The 15,195-nt window shown below is 66.9% G+C and carries 16 protein-coding genes; 7 read left to right on the top strand and 9 right to left on the bottom strand.

The genetic code is table 11. The features are described 5' to 3' along the window. Window positions 1-6: 6 nt before the first annotated feature. The 5 genes from ACGFSB_RS18190 to ACGFSB_RS18170 form a co-directional block, all read right to left on the bottom strand. Entirely contained in the window at window positions 7-885 is an 879-nt protein-coding gene (locus ACGFSB_RS18190) for a hypothetical protein (RefSeq protein WP_393399876.1), read from the bottom strand. 21 nt (window positions 886-906) lie between these two features. Further along, window positions 907-1,944 (bottom strand): hypothetical protein, encoded by a 1,038-nt coding sequence (locus ACGFSB_RS18185; RefSeq protein ID WP_393399874.1) that lies wholly within the window; start codon window positions 1,942-1,944, stop codon window positions 907-909. Between the two features lie 495 nt (window positions 1,945-2,439). Next, entirely contained in the window at window positions 2,440-2,886 is a 447-nt protein-coding gene (locus ACGFSB_RS18180) for an SRPBCC family protein (RefSeq protein ID WP_393399872.1), read from the bottom strand. Between the two features lie 301 nt (window positions 2,887-3,187). Further along, window positions 3,188-4,219, bottom strand: coding sequence for a hypothetical protein (locus ACGFSB_RS18175; RefSeq protein ID WP_393399870.1), 1,032 nt, complete (start codon window positions 4,217-4,219; stop codon window positions 3,188-3,190). Next, the gene (locus tag ACGFSB_RS18170) at window positions 4,207-4,866 is read right to left on the bottom strand and encodes a hypothetical protein (protein ID WP_393399867.1); all 660 of its coding nucleotides are present in this window, start codon (window positions 4,864-4,866) and stop codon (window positions 4,207-4,209) included. Before ACGFSB_RS18170 ends, ACGFSB_RS18175 begins: the two co-directional genes overlap by 13 nt. A 120-nt stretch (window positions 4,867-4,986) precedes the next feature. Between ACGFSB_RS18170 and ACGFSB_RS18165 the strand changes: the two genes are divergently transcribed. Next, window positions 4,987-5,661: an SDR family NAD(P)-dependent oxidoreductase gene (locus ACGFSB_RS18165; protein WP_393399865.1), complete on the top strand. Its 675-nt coding sequence runs from the start codon at window positions 4,987-4,989 to the stop codon at window positions 5,659-5,661. Here the strand turns inward: ACGFSB_RS18165 and ACGFSB_RS18160 are convergent, their stop codons facing one another. The 4 genes from ACGFSB_RS18160 to ACGFSB_RS18145 form a co-directional block, all read right to left on the bottom strand. Then, complete coding sequence (locus ACGFSB_RS18160; protein ID WP_393399863.1) at window positions 5,662-6,621, bottom strand: hypothetical protein; 960 nt, start codon at window positions 6,619-6,621, stop codon at window positions 5,662-5,664. A 69-nt stretch (window positions 6,622-6,690) separates the two neighbouring features. Then, a complete protein-coding gene (locus ACGFSB_RS18155; RefSeq protein WP_393399861.1) occupies window positions 6,691-7,374 on the bottom strand; it encodes a hypothetical protein in 684 nt (227 codons plus the stop codon). 112 nt (window positions 7,375-7,486) lie between these two features. Then, window positions 7,487-8,164 carry a hypothetical protein gene (locus tag ACGFSB_RS18150; protein ID WP_393399859.1) on the bottom strand — a complete coding sequence of 226 codons (678 nt, stop codon included), beginning with the start codon at window positions 8,162-8,164 and terminating at the stop codon, window positions 7,487-7,489. A 163-nt stretch (window positions 8,165-8,327) separates the two neighbouring features. Beyond that, entirely contained in the window at window positions 8,328-9,170 is an 843-nt protein-coding gene (locus ACGFSB_RS18145) for a S1 family peptidase (protein WP_393399856.1), read from the bottom strand. Window positions 9,171-9,882: 712 nt separating this feature from the next. On the opposite strand from ACGFSB_RS18145, the gene ACGFSB_RS18140 reads away from it, so the two are divergent. The 6 genes from ACGFSB_RS18140 (at window position 9,883) to ACGFSB_RS18115 (ending at window position 15,161) form a co-directional block, all read left to right on the top strand. Continuing rightward, window positions 9,883-10,617, top strand: a complete 735-nt coding sequence (locus ACGFSB_RS18140; RefSeq protein WP_393399854.1) for an RcpC/CpaB family pilus assembly protein — start codon at window positions 9,883-9,885, stop codon at window positions 10,615-10,617. Window positions 10,618-10,634: 17 nt separating this feature from the next. After that, window positions 10,635-11,516: a hypothetical protein gene (locus tag ACGFSB_RS18135; protein WP_393399852.1), complete on the top strand. Its 882-nt coding sequence runs from the start codon at window positions 10,635-10,637 to the stop codon at window positions 11,514-11,516. Continuing rightward, a complete protein-coding gene (locus ACGFSB_RS18130; RefSeq protein WP_393399850.1) occupies window positions 11,513-12,823 on the top strand; it encodes a CpaF family protein in 1,311 nt (436 codons plus the stop codon). Before ACGFSB_RS18135 ends, ACGFSB_RS18130 begins: the two co-directional genes overlap by 4 nt. 7 nt (window positions 12,824-12,830) lie before the next feature. Beyond that, entirely contained in the window at window positions 12,831-13,895 is a 1,065-nt protein-coding gene (locus tag ACGFSB_RS18125; protein WP_393399847.1) for a type II secretion system F family protein, read from the top strand. Further along, the gene (locus tag ACGFSB_RS18120) at window positions 13,892-14,827 is read left to right on the top strand and encodes a type II secretion system F family protein (RefSeq protein ID WP_393399844.1); all 936 of its coding nucleotides are present in this window, start codon (window positions 13,892-13,894) and stop codon (window positions 14,825-14,827) included. The genes ACGFSB_RS18125 and ACGFSB_RS18120 overlap by 4 nt, the downstream gene beginning before the upstream one ends. Window positions 14,828-14,909: 82 nt before the next feature. Further along, on the top strand, window positions 14,910-15,161 hold the full coding sequence (locus ACGFSB_RS18115; protein ID WP_393399842.1) for a hypothetical protein: 252 nt from the start codon (window positions 14,910-14,912) through the stop codon (window positions 15,159-15,161). Window positions 15,162-15,195 lie beyond the last annotated feature (34 nt).

The raw sequence follows: 15,195 nt of genomic DNA, 5'->3' as shown, positions 1-15,195 counted from the left end.
CCTCTCTCAGCTGGGGCTGATCAGCTTGGTGATCATCTTGCGCAGTGTGTTCTTGCCGACGGGGCGCGCTTCGATGCCACTGGCGGCGTTGGGCTTCGCGACGTACACCGTCCACAGAGCCTTCTCGGTGGCGTACGTGGTCAGGAGCGGACCCGGAGCGTCGGCGAGCACGACCGTCTGACCGACCACCAGGGCGTTGTTGATGGCGTTGCTCAGGGCGCGGCCGACGTTCTCCTGGCTGATCTGTTCAGGAGTGAGCTGCTGGACGGGACCGTCCTTGTCGGCGACCTCGAAGGGGTCCACGAAGAGCAGTGCCATGTCCGCCGCGTCCTTGGCGGAGCCGGCGAGGGTGAACATGTGGAGGCCACCGGAGGTGACGCGCTCCACGAGGTAGAGGTCCTCGGCGTGCACGTAGACGAGCAGGTGAGTGAGGCCGCTCGACGTGTGTTGCTCGACCGCCAGGGCTCGGGTGGCGGTGCGGCGGAGGGTGAGGGCGAGGCTCACCTCGGGGGTGATGCGCATGTCCAGGTCCACGCCGGACGGGGTGGAGCCCGAGTCCGTGCCGTCGCCCGAAGCTTCACCGGCTGCGGATTGCGCGGCCGATGCCCGGAGCACCGCATCGAGTTCGTCTACGTTCGCGACCTCCACCGCCTCGCGCGAGACGAGGGACCGCAGTGCGGTGGCGTACACCCACTCGCGTTCCTGACCGGAGAGTGTGGCGAGCCGCGGAGTCGGGGCGACACATTCCGTCAGCGAATCGGGATCGAGGATGGCGATCTCTTCGTCGGTGAGCCGCAGCAGAGGCTGCGTCCCTCCCTCGGCGAGCGCCTCGGCCAGAATTCCGCGGAACTCCTGGAGCTCCATGTCAATTTCAGGGCTTTGCATGATGGTGCGTCCGATTCTCGCTTACCAGAACTTGTATTTGCTGATGGTGTTGGGCACTAGGTTGGTGACCGCGCTCTTTGCCCCGTTGACGATCTCGGCGCCCTTGTCCTTGATTTTGCCGCCCCACTCCTTGGTGGACTTCCAGGCCTGTTTGGCGCCCGACTTGATGTCGTCCCCCCACTTGTCCCAGGCCCAACTGCCCAGGAAATAGGCACCGGCCACGCCGAGGGCGACCCAGCCCACAACCGGGACCGCGGCTGCGACGGCCGCCGAAGCGCCGAGGGCAGTGGCCGCGCTTGCGCCACCGAGGACGGCCACGGCGCCGCCCGCCTCCACGAGGCCCATCGTCCGGTCAGCTGCGCCGTACACACCCGTGTGGCTCGGCAGGAACATCTCCTTGACACCGTGCACCACGCTCAGCGGAAGGAGGACACGCTGCGCGAGCATTCCGGCGCCCGGTGCCTTGGCGAAGAGCTTCGCCGCGAAGGGGATCTTTAGGCGCATGGCGACGCGACGGACGCTCTGCTGCCACTTCCAGGGCTCCTTGTACCAGTTGCGAATCTTCTGGTCCTTGAGGAGCTCTGTCAGAAGTTCCCCTCGCTTCGCCGCGATCCGAGCGTCCGATGAACCGAAGTACTTGTTGAGCTCCCAGACGGCGCGGGCGCCGGCGACGTTCTGACCCTGCGCCCACCGTTGGTAGAGGTGCATCGAAGCTTCAATGGCCGTGGGGATCTTGAGGATCTTGAGGGGGGTCTTGATGTCCTTGAGGGTGCCGTCCTTGAACTCTTTCCACGTCTCAAGCGCACCGGCGAGACCGGCAAAGGTGAGGATCGCCTCGGGGTCATCCTTGGAGATACCGAGGCGGCGCCGGATGTCCTTGGCCTCATCCGTCGCCCAGGAGGCCTTCTTGGGGAAGTCGGAGACTCCTTCGGCCTTGGCTTCCCATTTGGAGAGAATCCCGCTGATCAGGCCGCCCTGGATGGTGAGTGTTCCACCCATCACGTCAACGGCGGCAGCCAGCTTCGGCGCCTGAACGTCGTTCATTCCCTTGAAGCCCATTATCGCGTTCCTTGGTAGGTCTTTGCCATGCGCGTATGGGCGTGACGTTCCATCGGGTTGTGCGCCCGGCGCGGGTTCCCCGTAAAGATGAACCCGCCCTCGTCCTCCAGGGTGCCCACGTCCATGGTGTGACGGTTCACGATCGGCTCCCGTGAGGCAAGGGTGGTCCAATAGGCCGACGCTACCTGGGGGGTTACTGGTTCCGCCAGCTTCAATACCGGGACAAGTGGTCCTATTCGGGATGGCTGGCATCGTGTCGTGACGCATGGCATACACATGCCGCCCGCGGTTGCCTGGCGGTGTGCCGCCTACTGCGAGGGGGTGCCGCGCGGAGCTGGTGCCGGATCCCCTCCCTGCCCCTGGGCGCCCCCTTGGGCGGTCCTGGTCGTGGCGCCGTGAGGGTCGGAAGCGACTCAGTCAGCCAGTGGGCCATTTCCAACCTGGACGATGAGGATTTGGGCTGGCCTCGGGGCGTTCCTCGGTGCCGAGGCTGCGTCAGAGGATTGTAGACAGGTAGGCGTTGCGGGACTTGATCAGCCTTGGCATGTACCAGCTCAGGACAGCGCGGTCTGCGATGCGCCCGAGGACTCCAAGTGGGGAGGCGAACTCGATGGCATCGGTCATAACGGTGCCGCCCCTGCCGTCCGGTTCGAAGGTGTGCGCATGGCGCCACTCTTTGAACGGGCCGGCCACTTGCTCGTCGACGAAGTGCCGCGATGGCTCCCAGGAGGTGATCCGGGCAGTAAGTCGCCATGTCACGCCGAAGTGGCGGGCTTGGAAGGTGACGGACTGGCCGAGCGTCAGAGAGCCCCGGGTAATGCCCGCTACGGCCCGTTCGGAGGAGGAGGCCATCGATCGGGTGTGCGCCTCCACATCGAGACAGGCATCAAACACCTGATCAGGAGGGGCCGACAGCGCCGTAATGATCTCGAAGCGCCGCACCGGCTCTCCTGGGTGTCGACAGGCACGGGGAGCACCTGTACCGGGGACTGCACGAAGGGTCGGAGCTCCTGGTAGACGGGTTCTCGACCAAGATCACCCATATCCGCCGGAGCTCCATGTGCTTGTCTACCGATCGGCGATCGATCTGTCCAGTTCGACCCTCGACTACCTCTCCCGTCGCCTGGCGGCGCATCGACGCACTCACGACAGCTGGCATCCGCACCTGGGCAGTCAAAGCTGTCCTCGCCCTCCACCTCGCAGCATCAGCATGAGGTTGGAAGAGGCTCAGTGTGTTGTCCGCTCACCGGTTGATGGACTGGATTTCCTCGACCTTGATGTTCTGGGTGGTGCCGAAGGTGCCCGCGGGGAGGTTTCCGCCGGGGACGCCTGTGCCCTTCCAGGTGACCTTCCACGTGATGGTGGCCTTGAGTTCGTACGTTCCGTCGCCGGACGAGCGGAGGTAGGTCACGCCGCACGGCGGGGTCTTCTTGGCGTTGCCGCGAACATACGGGGAGCCGATGCTGCCGTCCTTGTTGATGGCGCACTCCCCGGAAGCGGGGTGGCTCTGCGCGTCCTTCGTGCCGGGCTCGATCTTGAGGGACTGCGGTTCGGCGGTGGTCGTGGCCTCGATGTTCTGACCACCGGCGTTGAGCGAGGCGGTCACCGAGACGGGCTTGAATTCCGCCTTGTCCAGCCAGGCCCAGGTGTGGAGGTTCACCTTCGTGACGTTCTCCGGAGCGAGTGTGACCTTTGTGCCGGGAATCTTGATCTTCGCGTAGGCGAGTTCGGCGAGGACCTCGGGCGTGACCGCGTTCTCGACGTTCGGGGGCTCGCCGTTGTCGACCCAGAAGGGCGGCTTCTCGCAGGCGAAGATGTCGCCGCCCTCTTCGTAGGGAAGGGAGGCACGGTCCCAGAACATGCCCTTGCCCTTTTTGGCCATGTTGTAGTTCTTGTAGGGGTGGCCTTCGACGTAGTGCTTCTCGAAGGCGCGGACCGCTTCGCCGAGCCCACTGGCGTGGGGGAGGTTCTTCGTCTTCTGGTGGTCCGCCTTGAGCTGATCAGGCGTGTACTTGGGCTCGTACCAGCAAGGGGGCGGGGTCCAGTCGGAGGATGAGACCGCCATTGGGCCGCTGTCTTTGCCTGTGCCGTTGCGGGACAGGTCGAAGCGGACGACAGAGGCTATCTCTTCGTCGTTCTTCTCACCGGACTGCTCGACATTGCCCTCTGATCCGCCACCGGGCCCGTCGGCAAAGGCGTTGCTGGGGATGATCGAGATGCCAATGACGGCACATACAAGTGCGGTAGCCCTCAAGGGCCGTTCTACGGCTGGCACTGACTGGCTCCCCGTTCCGACGTGACGGCGGTGGTCTTCCACACACCCTTGGCGCTGAGCTTGAGGCTGGCGTCGTAGAAGACATAGGACTTCTTCGTCACCGGAGTCTTGTCGGTCTTGTTGGTCTCCCGGTCCTTGCCGAACCACTTGCTCTCGTCGCCGCAGTACGTGAGACGTGCGGATCCGTCCTCGCGGAGCGCCACGGCGCGGTCGAAGAACCGGACTGTTCCAGTGACGGAGTAGCCGTCGTCCACAACCGACTTGATCCACGCGACAGCGCTGGTCGCGCCGTCGCCCTCCGAGTAGAACTGGACGGCCTCGGAGCTCGGATCACCCTTGATGATGGCGGCGTCGATGGCGCGGTGGCGCGCGGCGTTGTCCGCGAGCACGGCATCCTTCTTCGCGTCGCCCGTCTTGCCGCCCTCAAAGACGAGTACGTCGTCCTTGGGCAGCGTCACCTTCGGGCGGTCGGCGCTGTCCTCAGCTGATGCGCTCGGTGAGGCGGACTTCTTCGCGTCGCCCTGGTCGGCTCCCGCGATGTTGTCCTTGTCCTTGGAATCGCCGTCGTCCCCGCTGCCACAGGCCGTCAGGAGCAGGGCTGCGGTCGCGGCGAGCGCGGCGGTGACGGGCATGGTGCGGCGGTTCACAGTCGGCTCCCGGTGGGGCGAGGGGGTCTCCAAAGGCCCGACGTTATCTGTGGGGTTGTTGGTTCCGCCAGGGTTGATAGCGGGGCAAGTCGACTCATCCCGTCGGACTGTCATAGTGTCGTGACGCAGAGGCTGAGGAACCGAAAACACCGGCTGCCTTCCCCCGCCGAGGACACGACCGCGGAGGAGTGGCGACGGGGCCTGGAGGTGAACCTCACGGGCCCGTTCCTGCTCTCGCGGGCGCTCGGCACGCTGATGGTTGAGGCGGGCAGCGGCTCGATCGTGAACGTCGCCACGATCGCGAGCCTCCACGGCGTCGCGGACCGCGCCGCGTACAACGCGCGCAAGCACGGACTGATCGGCCTCACACGGACGTTGGTGGCGGAGAGGGGCGGCCGGGGCGTACGTGCGAACGCGGTCTGTCCAGGGTGGGTGAAGACGGAAATGGACGCGGCGGACCAAGCGCCGGCGGCTATGCGGACGCCGACATCACGGACCGCGTCCCGATGGCCCGTTTCGCGTCCCCCGAGGAATCGCGCAGGCGACGGCGTTTCTGGCGGACGGGCGGCGGAGCGGGTTCATCAACGGGGTGGCGTTGCCGGTGGACGGTGGGTGGACGTCGAATGCGAGTTGGACGTCGCTGAGGCTGAGGCTGAGGAAGCGGGGAGCGGGTCGAATGGCGCGGCGGCCCCGTGTCTCATCGCGGAGTGGGTACCAGGCGCAGTCGAGTCGGCGGACCTGCTCGACTGCACCAGAGTCCGTCTGCGCGACGAGCCGCCCCTTGTCAGTGGCTGATCACCGGTTGATGGACTGAATCTCCTCGACGGTGATCGGCTGGTCGTTGCCGTACTCGCCGTTGGGGAGGTCGCCGCCCGCGCCGCCCGTGCCGGTCCAGGTGATCTCCCAGGTGGCGGTGGCCTGGAGGTTGAACGTGCCGTTGCCCGACGAGCGTTGGTAGGTGACGCCGCAGGGCGGCGTCTGCTTCGACTTGCCCTTCGCGTACGGCTCGCCGATCGAACCGTCGTCGTTCATCTCGCACTTGCCGGATGCGGGGAGCAGCGTGGCGTCTTCCGTACCGGGCTTGATGCTGAGCGCGACGGGCTTCGCGACGGTCGTCGCCTCGATGTGCAGCCCGGGGGCGTCGAGCGAGGCGGTCACGGACACGGGCTTGAAGTCACCCTTGTCGAGCCAGGCCCAAGTGGGGAGGTTGACCTTGGAGGGGCCGTCGGGGGCGAGGGTGACCTTGGTGCCGGGGACCTTGATCTGGTTGTAGGCGAGTTTGGCGAGGATCTCCGGGCTGATGGCGTTCGGGACGTCCGGGATCTCGCCGTTGTCGACCCAGAAGGGGGGATCGGTGCACTTCGCCTGTTCAGCGACCGTGGCGTCGGGGCTGAACTGGGCGCCCCACCACATCCCTTTCTTCTCCTTGTCGATGTTGTAGTTGTCCTTGGCGTAGGCGTGGTTCTCGTCGGACATGTCCTTCAGGGCATCCCGTGGAGCGCCGGGGTCGTGCCTCGCGGTGAAGTACATCCGGTCGCGGAACTTCGCGAACTCGCCGGCCTTCCACTCCGGGGCGTACCAGCAGGGCGGCGGTGTCCAATTGGGGTCGACTGACGTGACCGTGCCGCCGCCAGGAGAGGTGCCGGTGGACTTGTAGGTGATCTTGGCCTGGGCGGCGACCGTGTGGTCGGGACCCTTGGAACCCTGGCTGTCGATTTTGACGGGGTCCGCCGCCATCGCGGGAGTGCCCGCCAACAGGACCAGTGAGCCGCAAACAGCCGACACAATAAGTGGCTTACGCATACCTATCCCCCGTTATCCCCGTTATCCCATGCATTGCTGAGATTCGCCCTCCACCTTGACGAGGTCGGCCCGCCACAGTCCCTTGGTGCTCTTGGCGGCAGTCATCGAGATCTGCCAGGAGGAGTAATCCTTGATGCTCGGCTTGGTGCGGAGCACCTTCTTGGTTTTGACTTCCTTGCCGAAGAGCTTGTTGTCATTGGTGCAGAAGGTGACGGCGACGGTCTTCTTCTCCGTGACGGTCTGCACCTTCACGTCCGTGTACCGGCGCTCACCGGTGACGGTGTAACCGGCGTCGATGTGGTCCTTGATCTGCTTCTTCGCGTACGTCTGCGCCGGGCTGCCGATCTCCGAGTAGAACTTGTACGCGGCGTCGTCCGCATCCTGCTTGACGATTCCGTACTCAATGGCCCGCGCGTAATTCTGGGCGTCGTTCAGCGCCGCCACCTGGTCCGGGTCCGACAGGTTGACCTTGCCGAAGACAAGATCGACGTCGGACGGGAACTTCATCTCCGGCCGGTCGATCTCCGAAGCCCCGCCGGCTTCAGGGCTCGGCGAGGTGCCCTTCTTGGTGTCACCGGAACCGGCCCCCGGGATCTTGTCGCTGCCCGAATCCTTGCTGTCCCCGCCCCCGCACGCGGTCAAGAGGAGAGCAGCGGCAGCCGCCATCGAAACGGCGGCGACGGGCAGGGTGCGACTGCGGTTCACGTAGGACTCCCGGTGGGGCGACGGTTCTGCAAGCCATCAGACGGTACTGAAGTGGTCAATGGTTTCGCCAGAGTCGACCTTGCCGAATCCGACTGGCGAATACGAGCAACGCTCACCGGCACTGCGCAGCCTCGTCCTCGACCTTGGCCTTCTGAGCGAGCCAGAGGCCGTCGGTGCTCTTCGAGGGGACCATCTCAATCCGCCAGAGCCAGTAATTCTTGGGGCCCGGTTCGAAGGGGATCTTCTCTTTTGTCCGGAGATCCTTGCCGCTCATCTTGCTCTCGTCGGAGCAGAAGGTGACGACCATGCCCTTCTTGTCCGCGCCCTCGCCCGGCTGCACTTTCGCATCGCTGTGGGATCGCTCGCCCGCGACGCTGAAGTCGGCCGAGGAATGATTCCTGATCTGGGACTTCGCGTACTCGCGGGCATCACTGCCCGCCTCCGAGTAGAACTTGTACGCGGAGTTCTCCGGGTCCTGCTCGACGATTCCGTAGACGGTTGAACGCGCGTAATTCTGGGCGTCGTTCAGCGCGGCGGCCTGGTCCGGGTCGGACAGCTCATTCTTCTCGAAGACCAGACGTACGTCGGAGGGGAACTTCATCGCGGGCCGCTCGATCGCGGGCGCCTCGCTCCTCTTCGCGCTCGGCGAGGCACTCTTCTCCGCGTCTGCGCCCCCGGAAGCCTTGCCCTTCCCGGAGGAGTCACTGTCGTCACCCCCGCACCCCGTGAGCAGGAGAGCGGCGGCAGCCGTCAGCGAGACGGCTCCAGGCAGGACACGACTGCGGTTCACGTAGGACTCCCGGTGGGGCGAGGGTTCTTCACGCCATCTGACGCTACTTAAGTGGCAGATGGTTTCGCTGGGATTCACTTCACCGGGAAGTGAAGGTTTTGTCGCGCGCGGTGTACCGGTCGATGTCGGCCGGCACACCGCGCACTGCAGTCAGCGCAGCGGATCAGCGGCGGTTCATCGTCCGCTTGACCTTCTTGCCCGCCGGTGATTCATCCAGCGTCTTCCACAGCTTCGATGAGCTCAGGGACGTGTACACACCCGGAGCGCCCTGCGCCCCGCAGCCGTCCCCGTACGAGACGACGCCGATCTGGATCGGGGCCCTGCGGCCGGGGACGTTGCGGAAGATGGGGCCGCCGCTGTCGCCCTGGCAGGAGTCCTTCGTCTCAACTCCCGCGCAGAAGTTGACCTTTGAGTTGTACTCCCCGTAACTCGTCCCGCATTCCGCGTGCGAGAGGATCGGGACCTTTACCTGGCGCAGGCGGTCCGGGGTGTTGGGGAGTTCTGCGTCCGTGTTGCCCCAGCCCGTGACCGTGGCCTTCTGACCCGGGCGGATCAGGGCGTCCGTGCCTTGGGTGGGGAGGGCGATCGGGCTGATGCCTTTCACCGGCTTGCTGAGTTGGATGAACGCTACGTCGTACGCCTCCTGGCCCTTGAGGTAGCGGGGGTGAACGACCACTCCGCCCTTCGCGGCGTTGCGGATCTGGCCCTGGCCGGAGGAGGAGAGGACCGTGCGGCCCACCGCCATCTGTAGCTTCTTCGGGCTCACGGGCTTGCCCGCGTCGTCGACCAGGCAGTGCGCCGCCGTCATCACCGTGTCCGCGGTGACGAGGCTGCCGCCGCAGAACTGGCGGTCAAGCGCGCTGCCCTGGCCCTTGTCCATGACGGCCACCATGCACGGGTAGGCGTCGTTGGAGACTTCGGTGCCGCCGATGATGGCGTGCGCGGCAGGGGTGCCTGTCGCCAGCAGGGCCAGCGTCGCTGTCGCTACGCCCGCCGTCGCTGCCAAGGTCTTGCCCGAGCCGCGTCGTGTGCGTGAGGGAAGGGAGGGAAAGGAGGGAAAGGAGGGAAAGGAAAGTCTCATGGGGGTTGAATTTCTCTTTCGTGAGCAGGAGTTTCCGGCGCGGGACCCTGCCGCCGCTTCCGCTCGGTCACTCGATTGCTCGATCGGTGAGCTTTCGCCGCGCGGCCCTTGCGCCGGACTGTGAGATGAGGGACAAGGGGCTGGGGTTCATCGGCCGCCCTTAGGGAACTGGCTGTCCTTCGGGGAACTGGCCGCCCTTAGGGAACTGGCTGTCCTTCGGGGAACTGGCCGTCCTTCGGGGAACTGGCCGTCCTCAGGGAACCGGCCCCGCCCCTTCCGGCGTCATCCGTGCGGTTGATGGATCAGCGGTCCGGTTAGTCACGGATCGGTCGGTGTCCCTCATCGCCCCGCACCGCGCCGCCCGTTGCGCAAAGGGCGTTCATTCGCGTACGCACATCCCCGCCCCCTTCCGCGATCCGGGAATGCGTGGGAACCATGGAGCATGGATTGCGCGTGAATAACGATGAGGCGGGCGGGCTCCGGCAGTCTCAGCGCGCCTTGAGGGGCTTATGTGCTGCTGATACGGTGCGATGACTTGACACTGTGCCTGGGGCTGAATAGCCCGCCCGAGGCGGGCGAGAGAGTCGCGAGTGTCCGAAAATGACCGAAACTTCTTGGGCGTGCGGGGAGCAGTTGCGTGAAGATCCAAGAGCGTACGGGGGCGGGCAACAGCCGTTCCGCCGCGCCGGTTCAGCCAGCGGTCGGTGAGCGCCTTCCCGCGCCGCCTCGCGAGCGCAAACCGGCACTCGCCGCCCTGGCCGTTCTGCTCATCCTGATCGGTGCCCTCGGCGCTACCGTCCTCGTGCTGCGCGCCGGAGAGCGCGTAGAGGTCGTGAAGGTGACGCAAGAGATCGCGGCGGGCGAGTCGGTGAGTGACAGCAATGTCACCTCCGTCATGGTCGCCGACGACGCGAGCATCAACTACGTGAAGTGGTCCCAGGTCGACGGCCTGAAGAAGCTCAAGGCCACGAACACCATCCCCAAGGGTGCGGTGGCCGTGGGCGAGATGTTCTCCAGCAAGAGCGGCCTGCCCGCGGGCAAGTCCGCCGTCGGTGTCGCCCTCAAGGAGGGCCAGTACCCCGCGGACGGGCTGAAGGCAGGCGACAGCGTGGACGTCTACCAGGTCGGCGACGACGCCCCCGCCGGCAGTGACGACAAGGCGACCGGCGGTTCGGCCGGATCGAGTGCGAGTGACTCGCCGATCGTGTCCGCCGCCCGCGTCAGCTCCATCGCGGACAAGAGCGACTCGACCGTGAGCACCGGCGCCCTCGGCGTCACGCTCCTCGTCGACACCGCCGACGCCGCCGCCGTCACCAGGGCAGCGTCCGCCGGTGCCGTCGCGCTCGTCCAAGTGTCTCCCAACGGCAACTAGAGGCGAGTAGAAGAGACATGGCGCTCATTGCTCTCGCCGCTGACAAGGGGTCTCCCGGAGTCACCACCGCGGCCGTCGCGCTCGCTGCCGTCTGGCCGCGCCGCGTACTCGTCGCGGAGACCGACCCCGCCGGTGGCGACCTCGTCTACCGCAGTGCCGCCGCGCACGGCGGACCGCTCAACCCCAACACCGGGATGCTCAGCATCGCGGCCACCGCACGCCGAGGCCTCGTACCCGACCAACTCTGGGACCACACCCAGCCGTTGGCCGGTGGGCTAGAGGTCCTCGTCGGGCTCGGAGTGGCCGAGCAGGCCGCCGGTCTCGCGGGGCTCTGGCCCACCCTCGGCCGTGCCTTCTCCCAGCTCGCCGACTCCCCGCACGCGCCCGCCGATGTGATCGCCGATTGTGGTCGCATCAGTGGGGACACTCCTGCCGTCGAGCTCTTCCCGCAAGCCGCCCTCGTGCTGCTCATCTCGCGGACCGAGCCCGAGGCCATCGCCCGCGTACGTGACCGTGCCGCCGCCCTGGCCACCAAGCTGCACGGCGGATCCCGTGGCGCCGCGTCGCTCGCGACCCCGCTCATCGGCGTACTCCTGATCGCCGAACCGTCGACGTCCGCCAAGCTCGTCCACCAGGTCAACGACATGCTGATGGCCGCGCAGACCGGCGCACGCGTCGTCGGCACGCTCGCCGAGGACCCGGCGGGCGCCGAGCAGTTGGCGGGTCGCAAGCGCGGCCGTCTCGACAAGTCGATGCTGATCCGCTCGGCCCGCAAGGTGACCTCCGACCTGTACCAGCAGTACGGCGCCGCCTGGACGAACCCGACCGCGGGTACGCACGGCGGACACGGCACGCACGGCGGACACGGTACGCATGGCACGCACGGGGCAGGCCGATGACCGTTCCCGTCGATCACCAGCTCGTGAAGCGGTTCCGGCAGGACGCCGGTGACCGCATCGCCGAGCAGCGCCGCCTGGACCAGGTCTCCGGCGTCACCCCCATGTCGGGCGAGGACGAGCGGCAGTACGCCCGTGCCGTCATCGCCCAGATACTGGAGGAGTACGCCCGGATAGAGATCAACGCCGGGCGCACCCCGCTGGACGCGGACACCGAGGAGAAGTACGCGGCCGCCGTGCACGCCGCGCTCTTCGGCGTCGGCCGGCTCCAGCCGCTGCTCGACGACCCGGAAGTCGAGAACATCGACATCAACGGGTACGACCAGGTCTTCGTCGGATACGCCGACGGCCGCGAGGCCAAGGCGGACCCGGTCGCCGAGACCGACGAGGAGCTCATCGAGCTCATCCAGATCCTCGGCGCCTACTCCGGCCTCTCCTCGCGCCCCTTCGACTCCGCGAACCCGCAGCTCGACCTCCGGCTGCCCGACGGCTCGCGTCTGTCGGCCGTCATGGACGTCACGCGACGCCCCGCGCTCTCCATCCGACGTGCCCGCATGGGCAAGGTCTTCATGTCGGACCTGGTCGGCAACGGCACGGTGACTCCCGAGGTCGCGCACTTCATGGCATGCGCGGTGCGGGCCCGCAAGAACATCATGATCGCGGGCGCGACCAACGCCGGAAAGACCACGCTGCTGAGGGCGCTCGCGAACGAGATCCCGCCGCACGAGCGTCTGGTGACCGTCGAGCGCGCCCTTGAGCTCGGCCTCGACCAGTACGCCGATCTGCACCCCAATGTGGTGGCGTTCGAGGAGCGGCTGCCCAACTCCGAGGGGCAGGGCACCATTTCGATGGCGGAGCTCGTGCGCCGTTCGCTCCGTATGAACCCCTCCCGCGTCATCGTCGGTGAGGTGCTCGGCGACGAGATCGTGACCATGCTGAACGCGATGTCGCAGGGCAACGACGGCTCGCTCTCCACGATCCACGCCAACAGCTCGAGTGAGGTCTTCAACCGCATCTCGACGTACGCACTCCAGGCCACCGAGCGGCTGCCCATCGAGGCGAGCCAGATGCTCGTGGCCGGAGCCGTCAACTTCGTCGTCTTCATCCAGCGGCGCAACAACTACCAGACCGGCGGCAAGCTCCAGCGCATGGTGACCTCGGTCCGCGAGGTCAACGGCGTCGACGGCCGCGTCCTGTCCAGTGAGGTCTTCGCGGAGGCCTCGAACGGGCAGATCGTCGCGCACGCGCCGATCGCCTGCATGGACGACCTGGCCCAGTTCGGCTACCGCCCCGCCGGGCAATGGGGGTGAGCACGACATGAACTCACTCGGCTCGATGGGCGGCCTTTTCTCGCTGCCCGTCCTGTACGCACTGGGCTGCGGCATCGCGGTCGGCGGTGGCCTCGCGGTCCTCGCGATCGCGCTGCGCGGCCTGCCGGTGAAGCCCGAGCACGAGAAGCAGAAGGCCAGCGCGCGGATGAGCGAACTCATCCGGTTCGCGGGCCAGCGCGGATCGCTCGCCATCGGCGTCGGTCTGGTGGTGCTTCTCCTGACCCGCTGGGCGGTGGCGGGCATCGCGTCCGGCATCCTCGTCTTCTTCTGGGACAAGCTGTTCGGCGGCGCTTCGGAGGAGCGCGCGCAGATGAAGCGCGTCGAGGCGCTGGCCGCGTGGACGGAGTCCCTCCGAGACACCATCGCGGGCGCGGTCGGCCTGGAGCAGGCGATCCCCGCTTCGGCGCGGGCCGCTGCGCCGGTGCTGCGGCCGCATCTGGATGCTTTGGTGGACCGGCTGCGTGCGCGTACGCCGTTGCCCGAGGCGCTCCAGGTGCTTGCGGACGAGATTGATGACGCGTCTGCGGACATCATCGTGGCGGCACTGATCCTGAACGCGAAGCTGCGTGGGCCGGGGCTGAGGCAGGTGCTCGGCGCCCTTGCCAAGTCGGCGCGCGAAGAGGTCGACATGCGGCAGCGCGTGATGGCACAGCGGGCGTCGACGCGGCGGTCGGTGCAGATCGTGGTGGCGGTGTCGATCGCGTTCGTACTCGGTCTGTCGATCTTCAACCGGGACTTCGTCTCGCCGTACGGCACGGCGGTCGGGCAGCTCGTACTCGCGTGCGTCTGCGGTCTGTTCGCGCTCGGCTTCTGGTGGCTGCGCAAGCTCTCGACGGTGGAGACCCCGGACCGCTTCCTGGTACGGGACGAGCCGGGTGTGCAGTTCGTTCGTCCGCGGGGTCCGGGCGCGGGCCCCGCGGGTGGTGCCGCTTCGGGCGAGCAGGCGCCGCTGACGGGCCCGGCGGGCCCGTACGGCCAGCCTCAGCCGGGTCAGGGCCCGGGTCAGCCTGGTCAGCCGGGCTATTCGAATCCTGAGGGGGTACGTCGATGAGCCTGACGATGCCGATAGTGATCGGCGCGATCATGGGCCTGGGCATCTACGCCCTCGTGCGTGCGCTGATGCCCTCCAAGCGGAGTGCGGTCGCGACTGTCGCGCGGATTGACGCCATGCGGGCTCGGGGGGCGGCCTACGAGGCGCAGCGTTCACCGTCCGGTGACGGCAAGAAGGCCTCCGGCCGGATTGATTCGACGCGGGCCCGGGTGGGTGCGCGGGTCGCCGAGTTCTATCTCGAGCAGGGCTGGGAACAGCGCTCGCTGCGGGCCGACTTGGCGGTGCTCGACCGCAGCTGGGAGAAGTTCCTGGCGACGAAGACGTTGCTGGCGGCCGTGGGGGTCTTCTTCGGACCGTTCATGTTCGCCGTCATCTGGACGCTCGGCGTCGGCAGCAGTCCGATCATCCCGGTCTGGCTCGCGTTGATGTTCGGCGCCATCTTCTTCTTTCTGCCCGACCTCGAAGTGCGGCGTGACGCTGCGAACAAGCGACGCGACCTGCGTCGCGTCATCGGCGCCTATCTGGACCTGGTGTCGATGAGCCTGGCGGGCGGGCGTGGCCTTCCCGAGGCGCTGATGGCGGCGGCGGAGATCTCCGACGGCTGGGCGACACGGCGTATCCGGGCGGCGTTGGCCGATGCCCGGATCACCGGCATCAGCCAGTGGCAGGCGCTCGGCGCGCTCGGCGAGCAACTGGGCGTCGAGGAGCTCAAGGACCTGTCCGCTTCTCTCGGCCTGGTGGCCGATGACGGCGCCAAGGTGCGCGAGTCGCTCGCCTCCCGCGCGGAGACGATGCGGCACCGCGAAATGGCCGAGATCGAGGGCAGTGCGGGTGAGAAATCCCAGTCGATGCTCGTCGCCCAGCTGCTGTTGTGCGCGGGCTTCCTGGTCTTCCTGATCTTCCCGGCGGCGATGCGCGTGTTTCAGGTCTAGCGATCTTTACGGCGATGGACGGGCCGGCCGAAACGTCGGTGGCCCGGGACCCTTCCCCCCACTCCTGAAAGGACAACTCACCATGAACGGACGGAACTTCAGCACCGGCAACCCCGGTCTGGACCTCGTGATCACCTTCTTGCAGGGCCGCGTGCAGCGCGCCCGCTCCGGCGAGCTCGACCGCGGTGCGTCCGCGGTCGAGTGGGTCATCATCTCGGCGGTCGTCGTGGCGATCGTCGGCGTGGTCGCCGCCGTCATCAACGGAGCGCTGAAGGGCGGCGCGAACGACGTCAAGAAGTGCATCGAGGGCGCTGACCAGGACGGCACCTGCTGATCAGCCGGTGACCGGGGAGCGAAGGCGGCCAAGA

The organism is Streptomyces sp. NPDC048441 (genome assembly GCF_043200235.1).
Classification (GTDB): domain Bacteria; phylum Actinomycetota; class Actinomycetes; order Streptomycetales; family Streptomycetaceae; genus Streptomyces.
Note: the sequence above shows the minus strand (reverse complement) of the source record. Positions and strands in the feature narration are given on the sequence as shown.

Coding starts and splice junctions, on each gene's coding strand:
- ACGFSB_RS18130 (WP_393399850.1), top strand. CDS start 11,513: ATGACCGTTCCCGTCGATCACCAGCTCGTGAAGCGGTTCCGGCAGGAC.
- ACGFSB_RS18120 (WP_393399844.1), top strand. CDS start 13,892: ATGAGCCTGACGATGCCGATAGTGATCGGCGCGATCATGGGCCTGGGC.
- ACGFSB_RS18190 (WP_393399876.1), bottom strand. CDS start 885: ATGCAAAGCCCTGAAATTGACATGGAGCTCCAGGAGTTCCGCGGAATT.
- ACGFSB_RS18185 (WP_393399874.1), bottom strand. CDS start 1,944: ATGGGCTTCAAGGGAATGAACGACGTTCAGGCGCCGAAGCTGGCTGCC.
- ACGFSB_RS18115 (WP_393399842.1), top strand. CDS start 14,910: ATGAACGGACGGAACTTCAGCACCGGCAACCCCGGTCTGGACCTCGTG.
- ACGFSB_RS18135 (WP_393399852.1), top strand. CDS start 10,635: ATGGCGCTCATTGCTCTCGCCGCTGACAAGGGGTCTCCCGGAGTCACC.
- ACGFSB_RS18125 (WP_393399847.1), top strand. CDS start 12,831: ATGAACTCACTCGGCTCGATGGGCGGCCTTTTCTCGCTGCCCGTCCTG.